The organism is Pseudomonas sp. JUb52 (assembly GCF_004341115.1).
GTDB lineage: Bacteria > Pseudomonadota > Gammaproteobacteria > Pseudomonadales > Pseudomonadaceae > Chryseomonas > Chryseomonas oryzihabitans.
This window is the reverse complement of record NZ_SLYS01000010.1, coordinates 125,569-140,931: the sequence shown is the minus strand read 5'-3', so window position 1 is coordinate 140,931 and position 15,363 is coordinate 125,569. Positions and strand designations below refer to the sequence as shown.

15 protein-coding genes and 1 pseudogene are annotated in these 15,363 nt (G+C 65.8%); 6 read left to right on the top strand and 10 right to left on the bottom strand.

The features are described 5' to 3' along the window. Positions 1-44 precede the first annotated feature (44 nt). A complete protein-coding gene (locus EC839_RS17320) occupies positions 45-296 on the top strand; it encodes a helix-turn-helix domain-containing protein (RefSeq protein WP_007161735.1) in 252 nt (83 codons plus the stop codon). Further along, on the top strand, positions 293-1,579 hold the full coding sequence (locus EC839_RS17315) for a HipA domain-containing protein (RefSeq protein ID WP_007161736.1): 1,287 nt from the start codon (positions 293-295) through the stop codon (positions 1,577-1,579). Before EC839_RS17320 ends, EC839_RS17315 begins: the two co-directional genes overlap by 4 nt. Positions 1,580-1,588: 9 nt before the next feature. Here the strand turns inward: EC839_RS17315 and EC839_RS17310 are convergent, their stop codons facing one another. Together EC839_RS17310 and EC839_RS17305 are read right to left on the bottom strand one after the other, a co-directional pair. After that, positions 1,589-1,987, bottom strand: coding sequence for a hypothetical protein (locus tag EC839_RS17310; RefSeq protein WP_007161737.1), 399 nt, complete (start codon positions 1,985-1,987; stop codon positions 1,589-1,591). 34 nt (positions 1,988-2,021) lie between these two features. Further along, the gene (locus EC839_RS17305) at positions 2,022-3,035 is read right to left on the bottom strand and encodes a 1-aminocyclopropane-1-carboxylate deaminase (protein ID WP_007161738.1); all 1,014 of its coding nucleotides are present in this window, start codon (positions 3,033-3,035) and stop codon (positions 2,022-2,024) included. Positions 3,036-3,194: 159 nt separating this feature from the next. On the opposite strand from EC839_RS17305, the gene EC839_RS17300 reads away from it, so the two are divergent. After that, positions 3,195-3,665 (top strand): Lrp/AsnC family transcriptional regulator, encoded by a 471-nt coding sequence (locus EC839_RS17300; RefSeq protein WP_007161739.1) that lies wholly within the window; start codon positions 3,195-3,197, stop codon positions 3,663-3,665. 47 nt (positions 3,666-3,712) lie between these two features. Here the strand turns inward: EC839_RS17300 and EC839_RS17295 are convergent, their stop codons facing one another. Then, complete coding sequence (locus tag EC839_RS17295) at positions 3,713-4,717, bottom strand: LysR family transcriptional regulator (protein WP_037007809.1); 1,005 nt, start codon at positions 4,715-4,717, stop codon at positions 3,713-3,715. Positions 4,718-4,827: 110 nt separating this feature from the next. Between EC839_RS17295 and EC839_RS17290 the strand changes: the two genes are divergently transcribed. Further along, positions 4,828-5,880 (top strand): Gfo/Idh/MocA family protein, encoded by a 1,053-nt coding sequence (locus tag EC839_RS17290; RefSeq protein ID WP_007161741.1) that lies wholly within the window; start codon positions 4,828-4,830, stop codon positions 5,878-5,880. 98 nt (positions 5,881-5,978) lie between these two features. After that, positions 5,979-6,140, top strand: a pseudogene (locus EC839_RS17285) (MFS transporter); the annotation flags it as partial. Between the two features lie 40 nt (positions 6,141-6,180). On the opposite strand, the gene EC839_RS17280 reads toward EC839_RS17285, so the two are convergent. Genes EC839_RS17280 through EC839_RS17250 form a run of 7 tightly spaced genes read right to left on the bottom strand, consistent with a single transcriptional unit; the run spans position 6,181 to position 14,110 of the window. Continuing rightward, positions 6,181-7,335, bottom strand: a complete 1,155-nt coding sequence (locus tag EC839_RS17280; protein ID WP_007161742.1) for a M20 family metallopeptidase — start codon at positions 7,333-7,335, stop codon at positions 6,181-6,183. Continuing rightward, positions 7,335-8,729: a M20 family metallopeptidase gene (locus EC839_RS17275; protein WP_007161743.1), complete on the bottom strand. Its 1,395-nt coding sequence runs from the start codon at positions 8,727-8,729 to the stop codon at positions 7,335-7,337. The genes EC839_RS17280 and EC839_RS17275 overlap by 1 nt, the downstream gene beginning before the upstream one ends. Positions 8,730-8,743: 14 nt before the next feature. Beyond that, positions 8,744-9,706 carry an ABC transporter ATP-binding protein gene (locus EC839_RS17270; protein WP_007161744.1) on the bottom strand — a complete coding sequence of 321 codons (963 nt, stop codon included), beginning with the start codon at positions 9,704-9,706 and terminating at the stop codon, positions 8,744-8,746. Then, on the bottom strand, positions 9,703-10,698 hold the full coding sequence (locus EC839_RS17265; RefSeq protein WP_007161745.1) for an ABC transporter ATP-binding protein: 996 nt from the start codon (positions 10,696-10,698) through the stop codon (positions 9,703-9,705). Before EC839_RS17265 ends, EC839_RS17270 begins: the two co-directional genes overlap by 4 nt. Positions 10,699-10,712: 14 nt before the next feature. Then, on the bottom strand, positions 10,713-11,615 hold the full coding sequence (locus tag EC839_RS17260) for an ABC transporter permease (RefSeq protein ID WP_007161746.1): 903 nt from the start codon (positions 11,613-11,615) through the stop codon (positions 10,713-10,715). 8 nt (positions 11,616-11,623) lie between these two features. Further along, positions 11,624-12,541 (bottom strand): ABC transporter permease, encoded by a 918-nt coding sequence (locus EC839_RS17255; RefSeq protein ID WP_007161747.1) that lies wholly within the window; start codon positions 12,539-12,541, stop codon positions 11,624-11,626. Between the two features lie 48 nt (positions 12,542-12,589). Then, positions 12,590-14,110, bottom strand: a complete 1,521-nt coding sequence (locus tag EC839_RS17250; RefSeq protein ID WP_007161748.1) for an ABC transporter substrate-binding protein — start codon at positions 14,108-14,110, stop codon at positions 12,590-12,592. 171 nt (positions 14,111-14,281) lie between these two features. Here EC839_RS17250 and EC839_RS17245 point away from each other — a divergent pair, with 171 nt between their 5' ends. Then, positions 14,282-15,187, top strand: coding sequence for a LysR family transcriptional regulator (locus EC839_RS17245; RefSeq protein WP_007161749.1), 906 nt, complete (start codon positions 14,282-14,284; stop codon positions 15,185-15,187). The last annotated feature ends 176 nt before the right edge of the window (positions 15,188-15,363 follow it).

Below are 15,363 nucleotides of genomic sequence, written 5' to 3'. Positions count from 1 at the left end.
TCCCTTTGGCGTTAGCCTGATCCTCACACTCGTGAGGATAAATCATGCAGGTGCTACTCAAAAATGCCGCCGACCTCGGTGCCCTCGTCCGCCAGGCGCGCAAGGCCCAGGCCCTGCGCCAGGACGACGCCGCCGGTAGCCTCGGCGTCAGTGAAAACTTTCTCGGCAAGGTCGAGCGCGGCGGCGAAACCGTCCAGTGGGGCAAGCTGTTTCAGGTACTGGAAGGCCTGGGCGTGCGCCTGATCGTGGATCTGCCCCCCGAGGTGGAAGCCCAGCCGGATACCCGGACACCATGAGGCGTGAACTCCTGGCCTGGATCGACGACCAGCTGGTGGGTCGGCTGGCTGACGAGAACGGTATCTGGTCATTCCAGTACGAATCCGGTTGGCAGGCCTTCGGACTCTGTCCGCAATTGCCCTTGCAGCCAGAGCCGCTGATCGATGGCAGTTCGCAGCGACCGGTGCAGTGGTACTTCGACAACCTGCTACCCGAGGAAGGCCAGCGGCAACTGCTCGCCCAGGATGCGCGTCTGGAGGCCGCCGATGCCTTCGCCCTGCTCAGCTGGTACGGCGCCGAGTCCGCCGGCTCCCTTACCCTGCTCGCCGAAGGCCAGCGCCTGCCACCGGGGGATCGCCGCCCCCTGAGCGACGCCGACCTCTCCCGACGGATCAAGGCCATGCCGCAGCTGCCACTGACCCACGAGGCGCACAAGCGCATGTCGCTGGCCGGCGCCCAGCACAAGCTGGCGGTGATCCTTGATGAGCAGGGGCTGCAGGAACCCGTGGGCGCCCTGCCCTCGACCCATATCCTCAAGCCGGACCATCCCCACGAAGCCTTCGCCCATTCGGTGATCAACGAGTGGTTCACCATGCGCCTGGCGGGTATGGCCGGGCTGATCGTTCCTGCCGTCGAGCGCCGCTACGTGCCCGAGCCGGTCTATCTGATCGAGCGCTTCGACCGCGTCCGCACCCCGGGCGGCTGGCAGCGACGCCATGGCATCGACGCCTGCCAGGTGCTGGGGCTGGATCGTCATTTCAAGTACCAGGCGGGCAGCGTGGAGCGGTTGGCCGAGCTGGCACGGCTGTGCGAGGCGCCCGCCGTGACCCGGACGCGGCTGTTCAATTGGCTGGCGTTCAACGTGCTGGTGGGCAATACCGATACCCATCTGAAGAATCTGGGCTTTCTGGTCTCACCGCGGGGACTCGCCCTGGCGCCCTGCTATGACCTGCTCTGTACGGCCGTATACGAGAGTCGCGCCTTCGACCAGCAGCGCTGGCCGGACGCAATCACCCTCGCCTGGCCAATCCTGGGTGAAAACCGGCTGGCGGCCATCGACCGCGAGCGATTGCTGGATGCCGCCGAGGTGCTGGGTATCAAGCGCTCGCCGGCTGCGGCCCAGTTGCAACGCCTGCGCCAGCGCCTGCCCTCCCAGGCTCAGCAGTTGCTGGAACAGACCGAGCGGGAGAATCAGGTTCTGGCCGCCACGCGACCGGAGTTGCGGGCAGTGTTCGCCGGCGAGTTGCGCTGCCTGCGGGCGATCAGGGCGCTGATCGCCGAACAGGTCGAGCGGCTGGCCTGACGGCCACCCTTAAAGCGGCAACACCGCCAGCAGGCGCTCGCGTCTGAGCTGCTGTAGGCGGGCGACCAGCTCGCGCGTGGGGGTGCCGCTGGTGAACCGTTGCAGGCGTTGCCCGGCGACCGATCCCAGCCATTCCAGCTCGTTAAAGCCTTCCGGCTCGACCGCCAGCAGCAGGCAGTCACCGCCCAGCCGGGACAACAACCCCACGATCCGGCTGCGTGGACCCTTCGCCAGCCACTCCTCGTGCAACCCGACGGCGTCCTCCAGTTGCAGCACCGGGAGGTCGCTGCAACCGGGCAAGCCGCTGCGCAATTCAGCCGTCACGGCGGGGTCGAGATCGCCATGCAGGATGACCAGCGCCACGGCCGGTCGGAGGTCGTCTACCGCTGTCCAGGGTTGGCTCGTCATGCTGGACCTCCTCGTAGCCGGTCGTGGCCTGGGCTCAGGCGAAGGCGTTGTGATAGGCGTTGAGCGCCGGTGCGCCCCCGAGGTGAACATAGAGCACCCGGCTGCCCTTGGCGATCTCGCCACTGCGCGCCATGGCGATCAGACCGGCCATGGATTTACCCTCGTAGACCGGGTCGGTGAGCATCCCCTCCATCTGCGCGGTGTAGCGGATGGCCTCGACGGTGGGGCCATCCGGCAAGCCGTAGTCGGGGCCGCAGAAACGCGGCTCGATGATGACGTCCTCGTCGCGAATCTCCTTGTCCAGGCCAATCATCTCCGCGGTGTTGCGCGCGATCTTGGTCACCGCGGCGCGGGTCATCCCGGCGTCCGCCGCCGTGTCGATACCGATGAGGCGACGCTCGCGCTCCTGGGCGCGAAAGCCCACCACCATGCCGCCCTGGGTCGAACCGGTACAGGTGGCCGTGACTACGGTATCGAAGAAGAGGCCCTGGTCGCGCTCCTGCGCCGCCAGCTCGTCGGCGAAATGGGCATAGCCGAGGCCCCCCAGGGGATGGTCCGAGGCGCCGGCGGGAATGGCGTAGGGCTTGCCGCCTTCACGCCTCACCTCGTCCAGGGCGCGTTCCCAGGTGGCTTTCACCGCGGTGGAATAGCCCTCGCCTTCCAACAGCGTCTGGGCGCCCATCAGCCGCGACAGCAGGATGTTGCCGACCTTGTCGTAGACCGGGTCTTCCCACTTGGTCCATTCCTCCTGGACCAGCCGGCACTTCATGCCCAGCACCGCGGCGACGGCGGCGACCTGGCGCGTGTGGTTGGACTGGATGTTGCCGATGGACACCAGGGTATCGCAGCCCTGCGCCAGGGCATCGGCGGCCAGCCATTCCAGCTTGCGCACCTTGTTGCCGCCATAGGCGAGACCGGAGGAGACGTCGTCACGCTTGGCCCAGAGTTCGATACCGAGGTCCTTCGACATGCGCTCCAGCTTGTGCAGGGGCGACGGGAAATAACCGAGCTTGACGCGGGGAAAACGCTTTTCGAGATCCAGGGACATAGCAGCGACTCCAGTGGTGAGAGAACGCTTTCAATGCTAGGGAAAACGTTGAAAAAGGTGCTTTCGAATGAGCGGTACGAAATCTGCTTTCCTTTTGGCTACCTCGATTTCCTCCCATAGACGTTCTTCCAGAGACCACTTTTCAAGGAGAATCTTTCGATGAGCGAAGCTGCGGAACTCACCTCGGTCGAACGCAAGATCCTGCGCGCTCTGCAACAGGACGGACGGCTCAGCAATGCCGAGCTGGCGCGCCAGGTTTCCCTGAGCCCGAGCGCCTGCTGGAACCACACGCGCAAGCTGTTCGAGAGCGGAGTCATCACCGGTGTCAGGGCCCATGTGGACCCCAAGGCGGTGCAACGGGAGACCGCAGTGCTGGTGGGCGTGGTGCTGGACAGGTCGACCCCCGAATCCTTCCAGGCCTTCGAGGCGGCCGCCCGCGCCCTGCCCCCGGTGCTGGAGTGCTACCTGGTGGCCGGCGACGTGGACTACTTCATCAAGCTCAGGGTCAAGGACATTGCGGCTTTCAATCGCCTGCACAGCGAGCGGCTGATCGCCCTGCCCGGCGTGCGCCAGGTGCGCACCTTTTTCGTGCTGAACGAGATCAAGACCGATGGATTGTTGCCCATCTGATTAGGCGGGTGGCGCCTAGGGAGGGACGGGTACCGAGCGGCGCCCGTTCAGTACACAGTTGCCTGCGTGCTGTTGGTATCAGTGCCGGGCCCTGACAACCCGTTGGCCGTGGTCTCAGCCAAGAGTGCGTACGGGCCGGAACTCAGGTGATCACTCAAGAACTCCAGGCAGACTCTGATCTTCATCGACCCGGAAGCCCGAATCGTGGTGACGGCGGATACGTCAGCCGGCTGGTAATGTTCAGGTAGGACACGGACAAGCGTGCCATTTCTAATGCTCGGCGCCACGTCCCAGGTCGATGCCATGATGATGCCGAATCCTTCATGGGCCCACTCCCGAACGACATCACTGTGATTGGATGCCATTGGCCCTGTCACCTTTACCGACTCAAGGCCATTTGGCCCCTCCAGCCGCCATACACCGAAACTCTGATCCCTGCCACGAAACAATAGACAATCGTGGCGTTGAAGGTCGCTTAGCGCGGTTGGGCAGCCTCGTTCTTCCAGATAGCTCGGAGCTGCACAGAGAATCCGTTGGCTGTCTGCAATCTTGTGAACAATCAGGTTCTGCTCGTTGATTTCACCCACTCGGATATCGATGTCGAATTGCTCTGCAACCAAGTCAGTTCGACGGTCAACCAGCTCAAGCCAAACCTCCAACTTGGGGTAGCGTTTCCTGAGCAAGGCCAGAACAGGTGCGATGTGAAAGCGCCCCATCCGTTGGCTCGTGCTGATACGCAGCGTGCCTCTGGGTTCGACGCGGTCACCCAGCGACGTTTCAAGCATTCCATTGACGTTTTCCATGATCGTCTGTGCCCAGACAAGCATCGTCTCGCCATCCCTGGTGATCGAAACCCGCCTGGTTGTCCGGTTGAAAAGCTTGCAGCTCAGCGTCTCCTCCAGCGCCAGAACACGCTTGCTGACGTGAGCGGGAGAGATCCCAAGCTCTGTGCCTGCGGCGCTAAAACTGCCGCGTTTGGCGATCACGGAGAACAGGAGCAGATCCCTCAGGAAGGGATCATTGTTCACTAGTGGAGAATTCTGATTTTCCATGACGGACAATTATAGCATTTGGAGTTGATAGTAGCCTTGATCCTAGCAGATCGAATCGCGCCCCCAATTGCGTCGCGATTTACAACAATAACGCTCGCGAAGATCAAAGCATGTCCAAGATCAGAATTGCGGTAGCCGGTGCCGGCCTCATCGGTCGCCGCCATATCGAACTCATCAAGGCGAGTCCTTCTTGTGAACTGGCAGCGGTTGTCGATCCGCTTGAAATCGATGCCCAATACCTGGATTCACTAGGCGTCACGCACTATGCAGATCTTTCTGCCTGCCTCGCCGAAGACAAGCCTGACGGCGTGATTCTTGCAACACCTAACGCTCTACACGTCGAACAGACCCTGCAATGCATTGAAGCGGGTGTTGCCGCGCTGATCGAGAAGCCGGTGGCGCATAGCGTTGCGGAAGGTAAGCGGTTACTCGCGGTCGCCGACGCAACGGGTGCCAGGCTGCTAGTAGGTCATCATCGGGCGCATAGCCCCATCCTTGCCAAGGCGCGAGAGGTCATACGCGACGACATCCTGGGAGACATCGTTGCTGTCCAAGGTAGCGCTTTATTCTACAAACCAGATGACTATTTCGACGCAGCCATCTGGCGGCGCCAGGAAGGCGGCGGCCCCATTCTGATCAATATGATCCATGAAATAGGCAACTTGCGTTCGCTGTGCGGCGAGATTGTTGCCGTTCAGGCGATGCAGTCCAGCGCAGCGCGCGGGTTTCCCGTCGAAGATACCGTGTGTATCGGCCTGCGCTTTGAGAGTGGAGCGCTCGGTTCCTTCCTGCTTTCCGACAGTTCTGGATGCGCTCGCAGCTGGGAACAAACGTCGCAGGAAAACGCGAGCTATCCATCCTACGAAGATGAGGACTGCTACGTCATCAGCGGGAAAAACGGCTCGTTGTCAGTGCCCACTATGCGTCTCAAATACTACGCAAGGATCGAAGACCGATCCTGGTGGAAGCCCTTCCAAACAGGCATTGCTGGTGTTGAGCGCCACGACCCGCTTGAGATCCAGCTTGAGCACTTCTGCAACGTCATACGAGGCACGGAATCGCCACTGGTTTCTGTGCGCGACGGCCTGCGAAATCTCATCATCACCGAGGCTATCTCAGCAGCCGCGAAGAGCGGCTCGATCATGGAAATCGGCCCTATCTAAGTCTTTGGCATGGCGTCTAGTCATGAGCTGCCTTACGGATACCACGGCTGTTTTCGCCGCCCTGCCCCATCTATAAAAACAATAACTGGAGCATTCAGTTGACCACGGCAACCGAGACAGAACAGCACCCTTCCAAACAGGCCAGGAAGGCCACCGCGAGTGGTTGGATTGGCTCCGCTTTGGAATGCTACGACCTTTTCATTTATGCCCAAGCAGCAGCATTGATCTTTCCCCAGCTCTTTCTCCCTTCAACTGATCCGAGCAGCCCTAAACATTGCCAAGAACTGAAGCGGCTTGTCATCAGACCTTTACGGCGAGGGCGAGGATGGTGGCGACCAGCGCCTGGGTGCGCGGAACCAGGGTGTCGAGCACCAGGAATTCGGCATCGGTATGCACCTTGCCACCGACCGGGCCCAGGCCACAGAGGGTGGGCACACCCAGGCTTGCGGTAAAGCCGGAATCGGCGCAACCACCGGTGAACTCCCCCTCCACGCTGAAGCCGATTGCCTGCGCCTCGCGCTGGTAGAGCGCCAGCAGGTCACGGCTCAGGTGCTGTTCCATGGGCAGGAACAGGCCGGTGATGGTGACGCTGGCCCGGGTTCCCGGCAGCTCTTCTTCGGCGACGATGGCCTCGATGCGCGCCTGCAGTTCGGGCCAGTCGGCCAGGGCCACGAAGCGCACGTCCAGCCGCGCGGTGGCGCTGGGCGCGACAGTGTTGCTGGACGTGCCGCCCTCGATGAGGCCGACGTTGGTGGTGATGCCGCGCCCGTAGTCGGTCAGGGCATGCAACTTGATAACCTTGAGCGCCAGGGCCTGGATAGCGCTGGCGCCTTCGGCGTGGTTGACCCCGGAATGAGCCGCCCGCCCGCTGACCTTAATGGTGAGGCTGGCGCCCCCCTTGCGCGCCTTGACCACGTTGCCGCTGACCCGTCCGGGCTCGCAGTTCAGTACCGCCCGGGCCGCGCGCGCCGCGGCTTCCAGATGAGGGCGCGCCGTGCCGGAGCCGATCTCTTCGTCACCGGTGTAGAGCACCCGTACCGGGAATGGCAGCTCGCCGGCACGCTTGAGCGCGCGCAAGGCGAAGCAACTCGCCACCAGGCCACCCTTCATGTCCGCGACACCGGGGCCGTAGGCCTGGCGGGCATCCTGGGTGAAGCCGCGGCTGGCCACGGTGCCCGGCGGAAAGACGGTGTCGCGATGGCCCAGCAGCAGCACCGCGGCGCCCGTGGCAGGCCCCACCTGGGCGGCGAGGATGTCACCGAAGTCGGTCACCGGCGTCCGGGCGACCTCGATGCCATCCTCGGCCAGGGCGGCGGTCAGCACGGCACCGACGGCATCCACGCCGGCCTTGTCGTAGCTGTTGGAATCGGTATCGACCAGGCGTTGCAGCAGGCGGGTCATCGGCTCGCGCTGGGTGGCGAGCCACTCCAGGGCGGTGGTCTTGGCAAGGGACATCAGCTGCGGCTCCAGCGATCGCCCAGGTCCCAGAACAGCCCGGCCATGAGTTGCAGCCCCTGCCGCACGACCGGGGCCAGGAGATGCTCGTTGGGCGCGTGCTGGGAGCAGGCGGGATAGGAATGGGGTACCCAGAGGGTGGGCAGTTCGAGGATGTCGGCAAAGATGTCATTGGGCAAGCCACCGCCGAAATTGGGCAGCAAGGCGGGCTTTTCGCCCAGGGTGTGGGTCAGGGACGTCAGGGCCCAGTCCACCCAGGGATTCTCCGGGTCCAGCCGCGAGGCGTGGAGGATCTCGTCCTTGGCCCGGGTGACCCGCACGGCGGCGAAACCCCGCTTGGCCAGGTGCGCCTCGATCAGCGGAATGAAGGTCGTACAGTCGCAGCCGGCGACGAAGCGGATCTGGCAGTGGGCACGGGCAGTACCAGGAATGGCATTGACCGGTGCCTCGGGATTGCCGGTGGTGAAGGCCAGCAGTTCGAAGGTGTTCCAGCCGTAGACACGTTCGGCCGGGGTCAGCCCGGGCTCGCCCCAGTGGGGATCGATGGCCGGATCGCCCGGCGCGCCGCCCACCTCGATGTCGGCCAGGGCACGGCGCACCGGTGCGGGCAGCTCGGTGGGCTTGAGCCCCGCGACCTGGATCTGGCCCTGGGCATCCACCAGGCTGGCCAGGGCATGGGCGAGGATGATCCCGGGATTGGCCAGCAGCCCGCCCCAGTTGCCGGAGTGATGGCCGCCTTCGCGCAGGTCCAGATGCAGGTCGAAGTTGAAGGTGCCCCGGGCACCCAGGAATAGCGTGGGCCTGGATGCCGAGACCCGCGGACCGTCGGAGGCGATGAACAGGTCAGCGGCCAGGGCCTGGCGCTGCTCCTGGCAGAAGGTGCGCAGGCCGACCGAGCCGATCTCCTCGCCCATTTCCAGCAGCAACTTGACGTTGTAGCCCAGGCGTCCGCCGCGCGCGGCGATCACCTGCTCCAGCGCCGCCAGGTTGAGCAGGTGCTGGCCCTTGTTGTCGGCGGTACCGCGGCCGTACCAGCGCTCGCCCTGCTCCACCAGCGTCCAGGGCGCGATGCCTTCGCGCCAGCGGCTGGCATCGCCGCGCACCACGTCGCCGTGGCCATAGCTGAGCAGGGTCGGCAGCGTCGGGTCCTCGATCCGCTCGGCGATCAGCAAGGGCCCCTTGCCGGCGACCGGGTTGTCCAGCCGGCGACTGGTGAAGCCGAGACTGGCCACGTAGGGGGCGATGAAGTCATCCAGGTAGCGGCCCAGCTCCGCCTGGCGCTCGGGTTCCTGGCTTTCGGTGGGATGGGCCACGGCGGTGGCGAGCCGGGCACGGAAGGCGCCGCTGTCGAAGTGCGCGGCGGCAAGCTCAAGGGCATGGGTACGGCTGGTCATGGCGGACTCCGGGGTCAGGCGGGTTCGGGCAGGTGGCAGCGCTTGCTGCCGCCGGGGATGGTTTCGCGTTCCGGATAGCGCTCGGCGCAGGGGCCGAAGCAGCGCGGGCAGCGGGGATGGAAGGCGCAGCCGCTGGGCGGCGAGATGGGATTGGGAAAGCTGCCGCCCAGGCCCAGCGCCGGGAGCCCCAGCGCCGGATCGGGGGTGAGCACCGCGTCCAGCAGCGCTCGGGTATAGGGATGCGCCGGCTGGGCGAACAGCGCCGCCCGCTCCCGCTCCTCGACGATCTTGCCGAGGTACATCACCGCCACCCGGTCGGCCAGGTGTTCCACCACCGCCAGGTTGTGGCTGATGAGCAGATAGGTCAGGCCGAATTCACGCTTGAGTTCCAGCAGCAGATTGAGGATCTGCGCCTGCACCGAGACGTCCAGCGCCGAAGTGGGTTCGTCGCAGATCAGCACGTCCGGGCGCATCACCAGGGCGCGGGCGATGGCCACCCGCTGGCGCTGGCCGCCACTGAGCTGACCGGGATGGCTGTCGGCCGCGCGGCGCGGCAAGCCCACCACGTCGAGCATCTCCGCGACCCGGCGTTGCTGCTCGGCGGGCGTGCCCAGGCCATGCACCTGGAGCGGCTGCGCCACGATCTGGCGCACCGTCTTGCGCGGATTGAGCGACGAATAAGGGTCCTGGAAGATCGGCTGGATGTGCCGGGCCATGCGCTTGCGGTCCACCCCGCGCAGGTGCTCGCCGCCGACCAGGATGTCGCCGCTGGTGGGCGCCAGCAGCCCCAGCAGCAGTTTGGCCAGGGTACTCTTGCCGCACCCCGACTCCCCCACCAGCCCCAGGGTCTCGCCGCGATAGAGTCGCAGCGAGATGCCATCCACCGCCTTGAGGGTGGCGGGCGGGCGGAACAGGCCGCGACCCAGGGTGAATTCGCGGCGGATGTCGCACAGCTCCAGGGCGATCTCGCGGCTCATCGCACACCTCCGACCCGGCGCAGGGGTTCGCTGGGCAGGGCGAAATGACAACGCGCCAGGTGCGCGCCCTCCTCCAGCAAGGGCACGCTGTCGGCGCAGGCCGCCACCGCCTGCGGGCATCTGTTGCGAAAGGCGCAGCCGTGCTGCTCGCCGACCAGGCTGGGTACCAGGCCGGGAATGGCGCCCAGCGGCTGCCCGGGACGGGTCCGGCCCGGTACCGGGATGCTCGCCAGCAGGCCACGGGTATAGGGGTGTCGCGGCGCGGCGAAGAGTTCGGCGGCCGGTGCCTGCTCGACGATCTGGCCGGCATACATCACGGCCACCCGGTCGGCGATGCGCGCTACCAGGCCCAGGTCGTGGGTGATGAAGACAATGGCCGTACCGAATTCCCGCTGCAGGTCGCGCAGCAGGTGCAGGATCTGCGCCTGGATGGTGACGTCCAGCGCCGTGGTGGGTTCGTCGGCGATGATGAGGTCCGGCTCGCAGAGCAGCGCCATGGCGATGACCACCCGCTGGCGCAAGCCGCCGCTGAGCTGGTGCGGATACTGCCGCAGGCGCTCGCCGGCGTTGCTGATGCCGACCTTCTCCAGCATCGCCTCGGCCCGGGCCCAGGCGGCCTTGCGGTCCAGCTTGCGGTGGCGGCGCAGCACCTCGGCGAGCTGGTCGCCAATGCTGTAGGCCGGATTGAGGGCGGTCATGGGCTCCTGGAAGATCATCGCCAGGCGATTGCCGCGCAGGTCGCGCATGCCCCTTTCACCCAGGGTCAGCAGGTCGTGCTCGCCCAGCGTCAGGCGCGCCGCCTGGCGCCGGGCCTGGCGCGGCAGGAGGTCCATCAGCGCCAGGGAGGTGAGCGACTTGCCGCAGCCGGATTCGCCCACCAGGCAGAGCATCTCGCCCCGCTCCACCTGCAGGTCCAGGCCGCGCACGGCGTGCAGGGTGTCGTCCCCCAGGGGAATGTCGATGCGCAGGTCTTTAACGTCGAGCAGTGCCATGGTCAGTCCTCCGCTTAGTTGCGCCCGCTGGGCGCGGCCAGATCCCGGATGCCGTCGCCGACCAGGTTGATGGCCAGCACCAGCAGCATCAGGGCGACGCCGGGGATGGCGATCACCCAGGGCGAAAAGAACATGTAGGGCTTGCCTTCGGCGATCATCAGGCCCCAGGACGGCAACGGCGGCTGCACGCCCACGCCGAGAAAGGACAGGGTCGCCTCCAGCAGGATGGCGTGGGCCATCTCCAGGGTGATCACTACGATCAGCGCCCCCAGCAGGTTGGGCAGGATCTCGCCGACGATGACCCGCCAGGGCGAACAGCCCAGGGCCTGGGCAGCGGCGACGTATTCGGCGTCGCGGATCTGCTGCACCGCGGCGCGCACCACCACGGCGAAGCGATCCCACAGCAGGCAGCCGAGCAGGATCACCACCACCTTCAGCGAGCCGCCCACCAGGGAGGCGGCGGCCAGGGCCACCATCACCACCGGCAGGGCCAGGCGAGTGGTCACCAGGTAGCTCACCAGGGCATCGACCTTGCCGCCGTAGTAGCCGGCCAATACCCCGAGCAGGGTGCCGATGGCGCCGGAAATGAGCGCCGCGGCCAGGCCGATGAACAGCGAGATGCGTGCGCCATAGAGCAGGCGGGACAGGTAGTCGCGGCCGAGCTTATCGGTGCCCAGCGGATGGGCCCAGGTGCCCTTGGCCATCCATACCGGTGGCTTCATCCGCTGCATCACGTCCTGGGCATAGGGGTCGTGGGGCGCCAGCCAGGGCGCGGCCAGGGCGGCGAACACGATGATGACGAGCAGCACGGCGCCGAGGGCGAAGCCGCGGTGGCCGAACCAGCGGCGCAGCTGGCGACCCAGGGTCGGACGCGGGGGCAGATAGTCGTCGAGCACGAAGGGATTGGCGACGGTCATGGGGCCTCCTAGCGCACGCGAATGCGCGGGTCGAGCAAGGCGTTGAGCAGATCGGCCAGCAGCGTCAGCACGATGTAGATCAACGCGATCAAGAGAACGATGGCCTGCACCACCGGGAAGTCGTTGCGGGCGATGGCGTCCCAGGCCAGCTGGCCAATGCCCTGCAGGGAGAACACCGCCTCGATCACCACCGAGCCGCCCAGCATGAAGCCGAACTCCACCGCGGCCAGGGCCACCACCGGGATCAGCGCATTGCGCAGGGCGTGCTTGAACAGCACCCGTGCCGGACTCAGGCCCTTGGCCCGGGCGGTGCGGATGTAGTCGGCGCCCAGCACGTCGAGCATCCCGGCGCGGGTCAGGCGCATCAGCGAGGGGGTGGCGTAGTAGCCCAGGGCGATCGCCGGCAGGATGAAGTGCTGCCAGCTGGTATTGCCGGACACCGGCAGCCACTTGAGGGTCACGGCGAAGACGACGATCAGCACCAGGGCGAACCAGAAGCTGGGCATCGCCTGGCCAAAGGTCGCCAGGGTCAGCGCCAGGCGGTCGATCCAGGTGTCGCGCTTGACCGCGGCCAGCACCCCGAGCGGGATGGCGATGAGCAGTGCCACCAGCAACGCGATGGCGCCCAGGGTCAGGGTGATGGGCAGGCGGCTGGCGATGAGATCCCGCACCGACTCCTGGAAGAAGAACGACTGCCCCAGGTCCAGCCGCAGCAACTGCCCGACCCACTCGACGTACTGCGTCGCCAGGGGTTTATCGAGTCCGTGTTGATGACGCACCACCTCGATCTGTTCGGCGGTGGCTTCGGGGCCGGCGATGGCGGTGGCCAGGTCGCCGGACAGGTGCAGCAGGAAGAAGCTGATGAGGGAAACGGTAAAGGCCACGGCCAGGGCGATACCCAGGCGGCGCAGGAGGTATGCGGACATGCTCGGCTCCTCGGCGAGAGACGCCCCCGTGCGGGGCGCCGGGACGGATCAGTTCCAGTGGGCCAGGGCGAATCGCGGCAATTCGTCCGGATAGGGCTGGAAGGCCAGGTCCGAGGTGAAGGCATAGTTGATGGAATAGTTGAACACCGGCGCCCAGTAGGCCTGCTCGGCGATCCGCTGCAGCGCCTTGCGGTAGTTCTCCTTGCGCACGGCCGGGTCCATGGCGGTGTCGGCCACCTTGAGCCAGTCGATCACCTGGGGATCCTTGGCCACGTCGTCGGCATTGCCCTTGAAATAGACGCCGGTGGCCGCCGAGGCATCGGCGATGGAGAAGGAGCCCCAGGCGAGAAAGGCCATGGGCACCTTGCCGGCACGCTGCTGGTCACGCAGCGCGGCGTATTTCAGATAGCGCAGCTTGGCGTCGATGCCCACCGCGCGCAGGTCGCCGATCAGCGCCTCGACCACGTCGCGGTCGCGGTAGGCGAAGATCTCGGTGCTGAAGCCGTTGGGGTAGCCGGCGGCCTTGAGCAGCGCCTTGGCCTTGGCCGGGTCGTAGGGATAGCCCAGCACCGCCTTGGCGTCGCAACCGAATTGCTCCGGATAGCAGGCCACCTGTAGCGGCTGGCTGCCGCCCCCCATGAGCTGACTGGCGATGGCTTTGCGGTTGATCGCGTAGTTGACCGCCTGGCGCACCTCGGCCTTGGCAAAGGGCGAATCCGGGCTGGAGGCGCCCTGGGCATCCATGCTGAGGAAGCCGATCCTCATGCTGGCCCCGCTCTCCACGGTGAGATTGGGCGCGGCCTTGAGTTGCTCGGCTTGGTCCGGCGCCACGCGCCAGGCCCAGTCGATGCCGCCGGTCATGAGTTCGGCGAGTCGGGTCTCGGCGTCGGGGATGACGCGGAACTGGATATGGCCGATGCGTGGCTGCCCCTGGGGGCTGTCCTTGAAATAGTCCGGATTGCGTTCCAGCGTGACGCCCTGGCCGCTGGTGACCGCGACGATGCGATAGGGCCCGGTACCCACCGGCTTCTGCGCGAAGCCCGCCAGGCCCACCTGCTGGAAATACTTGCCGGGATAGATGGGCAAGGGATTGGCCAGGTATTCCAGCGCTGCCGGGAATGGCTGCTTGAGGTGCAGGCGGACCTTGTATTCGCCCAGCTTCTCGGCGCTCTTGATCCAGTTGACGTTCTGCTGGGTGACCACCTTGCCCTCGGGCGAGGCCACGTAGTTGAAGGTGAAGACCACGTCATCGGCGGTGAAGGGATCGCCGTTGTGGAAGGTCACGCCCTGACGCAGATCGAAGTCGAGGGTCAGCGGATCGACCTGCTGCCAGTGGGTGGCCAGCATCGGCTTGTATTCGCCGGTCTGGGGGTCGCGGTAGATCAGGGTGTCCCAGGCCAGGTGGGCGAGGATCACGCCTTCACGGGCATCGTTGTGATAGGGGCTGACGTTTTCGGGTTCGGTGTCGGAGGCGTAGACCAGGGTGTCGTTGGCCTTGCCGGCGAAGGCCTGGCCCTGGGCCAGGAAGAGGGAAAACGCGATGCCACAAGCGAAACCTTTGAGTCCCATGCCGTCTGTCTCCGGGGCGGTGGTTGGTCAAAGGCAGGTCCGCGAAGCGCGGGGAAGGAGTTCTTGCTGAAGCCTGTTATTGGTCTCTTGACCCGACTCTAGGTCTTGCCATCCCATGCCACAAGCAGAATATTTAGATGCAAGCCATGCCTTTTCGGCAAAGGAGGCTCCATGCAGCCCTACGGAATCCAGTCCACCGCCCTGCGCTATTTCCTCGAGGTGGTGCGTTGCGGCTCCATCAGCGAAGCCTCCCAACGGCTCAATGTCGCGGCCAGTGCCGTCAGTCGCCAGATCGCCAAGCTGGAACGCGAACTGGAGACGCCGCTGCTCGAACGCCGTGCTCGCGGGGTGGTGCCCAGCGCCGCCGGCGAACGCCTGGCGGTGCATGCGCGCAAGGCGCAGCTGGCCAGCGAGCAGGTGGCCGCCGAACTGCGCGGCCTGGCCGACCTGCGCCGCGGCCAGGTGCGCCTGGCCACCACCGAAGGCTTTTCGCTGGACTTTCTGCCCGAGGTGATCGCCGCCTTTCGCCAAGGCTACGCCGGCATCCACTTTTCCCTGGAGGTCTGCGCCCCCGCCGTGGTGACCCGCCGCGTCCAGGAAGGCGATGCCGACCTGGGGCTGACCTTCAGCCTGAGGCCCGAGCCGGATATCCGCGTCGACGCCAACCTGAGTGGCGCCATCGAAGCCGTGGTGGCGCCCGACCACCCGTTGGCCGGCCGTACCGGCCTGAGTTTGGCCGATCTGCAGCCCTATCCGTTGGCGCTACCGATGCCCGATACCACGGTGCGCCAGCTGTTCGACATCTGCTGCGGCGTCCAGGGACTCTCCTTCGAGCCGGTGCTGGTAAGCAACAACATGCAGGCGCTCTATCGCTTCGCCGCCCTGGGCGGCGGCGTGGCGCTGTCCAGCGAACTGAGCCTGCGCAGCCGGCTACGCGAAGGGCAACTGCTGGCCTTGCCGCTGCGAGATGACGGCCTGGCGGCGCGCCGGATCGAGTTGCAGAGCATGGCGGGCCGTGAATTGCCGCCGGCGGTCAATGCCTTCCGCCACGCGCTGATCGGGGCGCTGGGTCCTTAGCGCCGCAGCAAGAGAGGAACCGTCCAGCCGGAGTGGTTAGCGACATCTGCTGTTCCAGTCTCCTAGCTGCCAGGTCGCTTCCGCAATTAACAGAGGTGGTGTTGCTCTCCTAGCAATACATGTCGCCTGCCTCCCGCAAAACGGGAGATTGCGTTCCCGCGCCCGGGATTTCAGCG

Bases quoted from the DNA above. Each gene is read 5' to 3' on its own strand.
- EC839_RS17320 (WP_007161735.1), top strand. From the start codon at position 45: ATGCAGGTGCTACTCAAAAATGCCGCCGACCTCGGTGCCCTCGTCCGC.
- EC839_RS17245 (WP_007161749.1), top strand. From the start codon at position 14,282: ATGCAGCCCTACGGAATCCAGTCCACCGCCCTGCGCTATTTCCTCGAG.
- EC839_RS17250 (WP_007161748.1), bottom strand. From the start codon at position 14,110: ATGGGACTCAAAGGTTTCGCTTGTGGCATCGCGTTTTCCCTCTTCCTG.
- EC839_RS17300 (WP_007161739.1), top strand. From the start codon at position 3,195: ATGAGCGAAGCTGCGGAACTCACCTCGGTCGAACGCAAGATCCTGCGC.
- EC839_RS17255 (WP_007161747.1), bottom strand. From the start codon at position 12,541: ATGTCCGCATACCTCCTGCGCCGCCTGGGTATCGCCCTGGCCGTGGCC.
- EC839_RS17295 (WP_037007809.1), bottom strand. From the start codon at position 4,717: ATGGAAAATCAGAATTCTCCACTAGTGAACAATGATCCCTTCCTGAGG.
- EC839_RS17260 (WP_007161746.1), bottom strand. From the start codon at position 11,615: ATGACCGTCGCCAATCCCTTCGTGCTCGACGACTATCTGCCCCCGCGT.
- EC839_RS17305 (WP_007161738.1), bottom strand. From the start codon at position 3,035: ATGTCCCTGGATCTCGAAAAGCGTTTTCCCCGCGTCAAGCTCGGTTAT.
- EC839_RS17315 (WP_007161736.1), top strand. From the start codon at position 293: ATGAGGCGTGAACTCCTGGCCTGGATCGACGACCAGCTGGTGGGTCGG.
- EC839_RS17280 (WP_007161742.1), bottom strand. From the start codon at position 7,335: ATGTCCCTTGCCAAGACCACCGCCCTGGAGTGGCTCGCCACCCAGCGC.
- EC839_RS17270 (WP_007161744.1), bottom strand. From the start codon at position 9,706: ATGAGCCGCGAGATCGCCCTGGAGCTGTGCGACATCCGCCGCGAATTC.
- EC839_RS17290 (WP_007161741.1), top strand. From the start codon at position 4,828: ATGTCCAAGATCAGAATTGCGGTAGCCGGTGCCGGCCTCATCGGTCGC.
- EC839_RS17275 (WP_007161743.1), bottom strand. From the start codon at position 8,729: ATGACCAGCCGTACCCATGCCCTTGAGCTTGCCGCCGCGCACTTCGAC.
- EC839_RS17310 (WP_007161737.1), bottom strand. From the start codon at position 1,987: ATGACGAGCCAACCCTGGACAGCGGTAGACGACCTCCGACCGGCCGTG.
- EC839_RS17265 (WP_007161745.1), bottom strand. From the start codon at position 10,698: ATGGCACTGCTCGACGTTAAAGACCTGCGCATCGACATTCCCCTGGGG.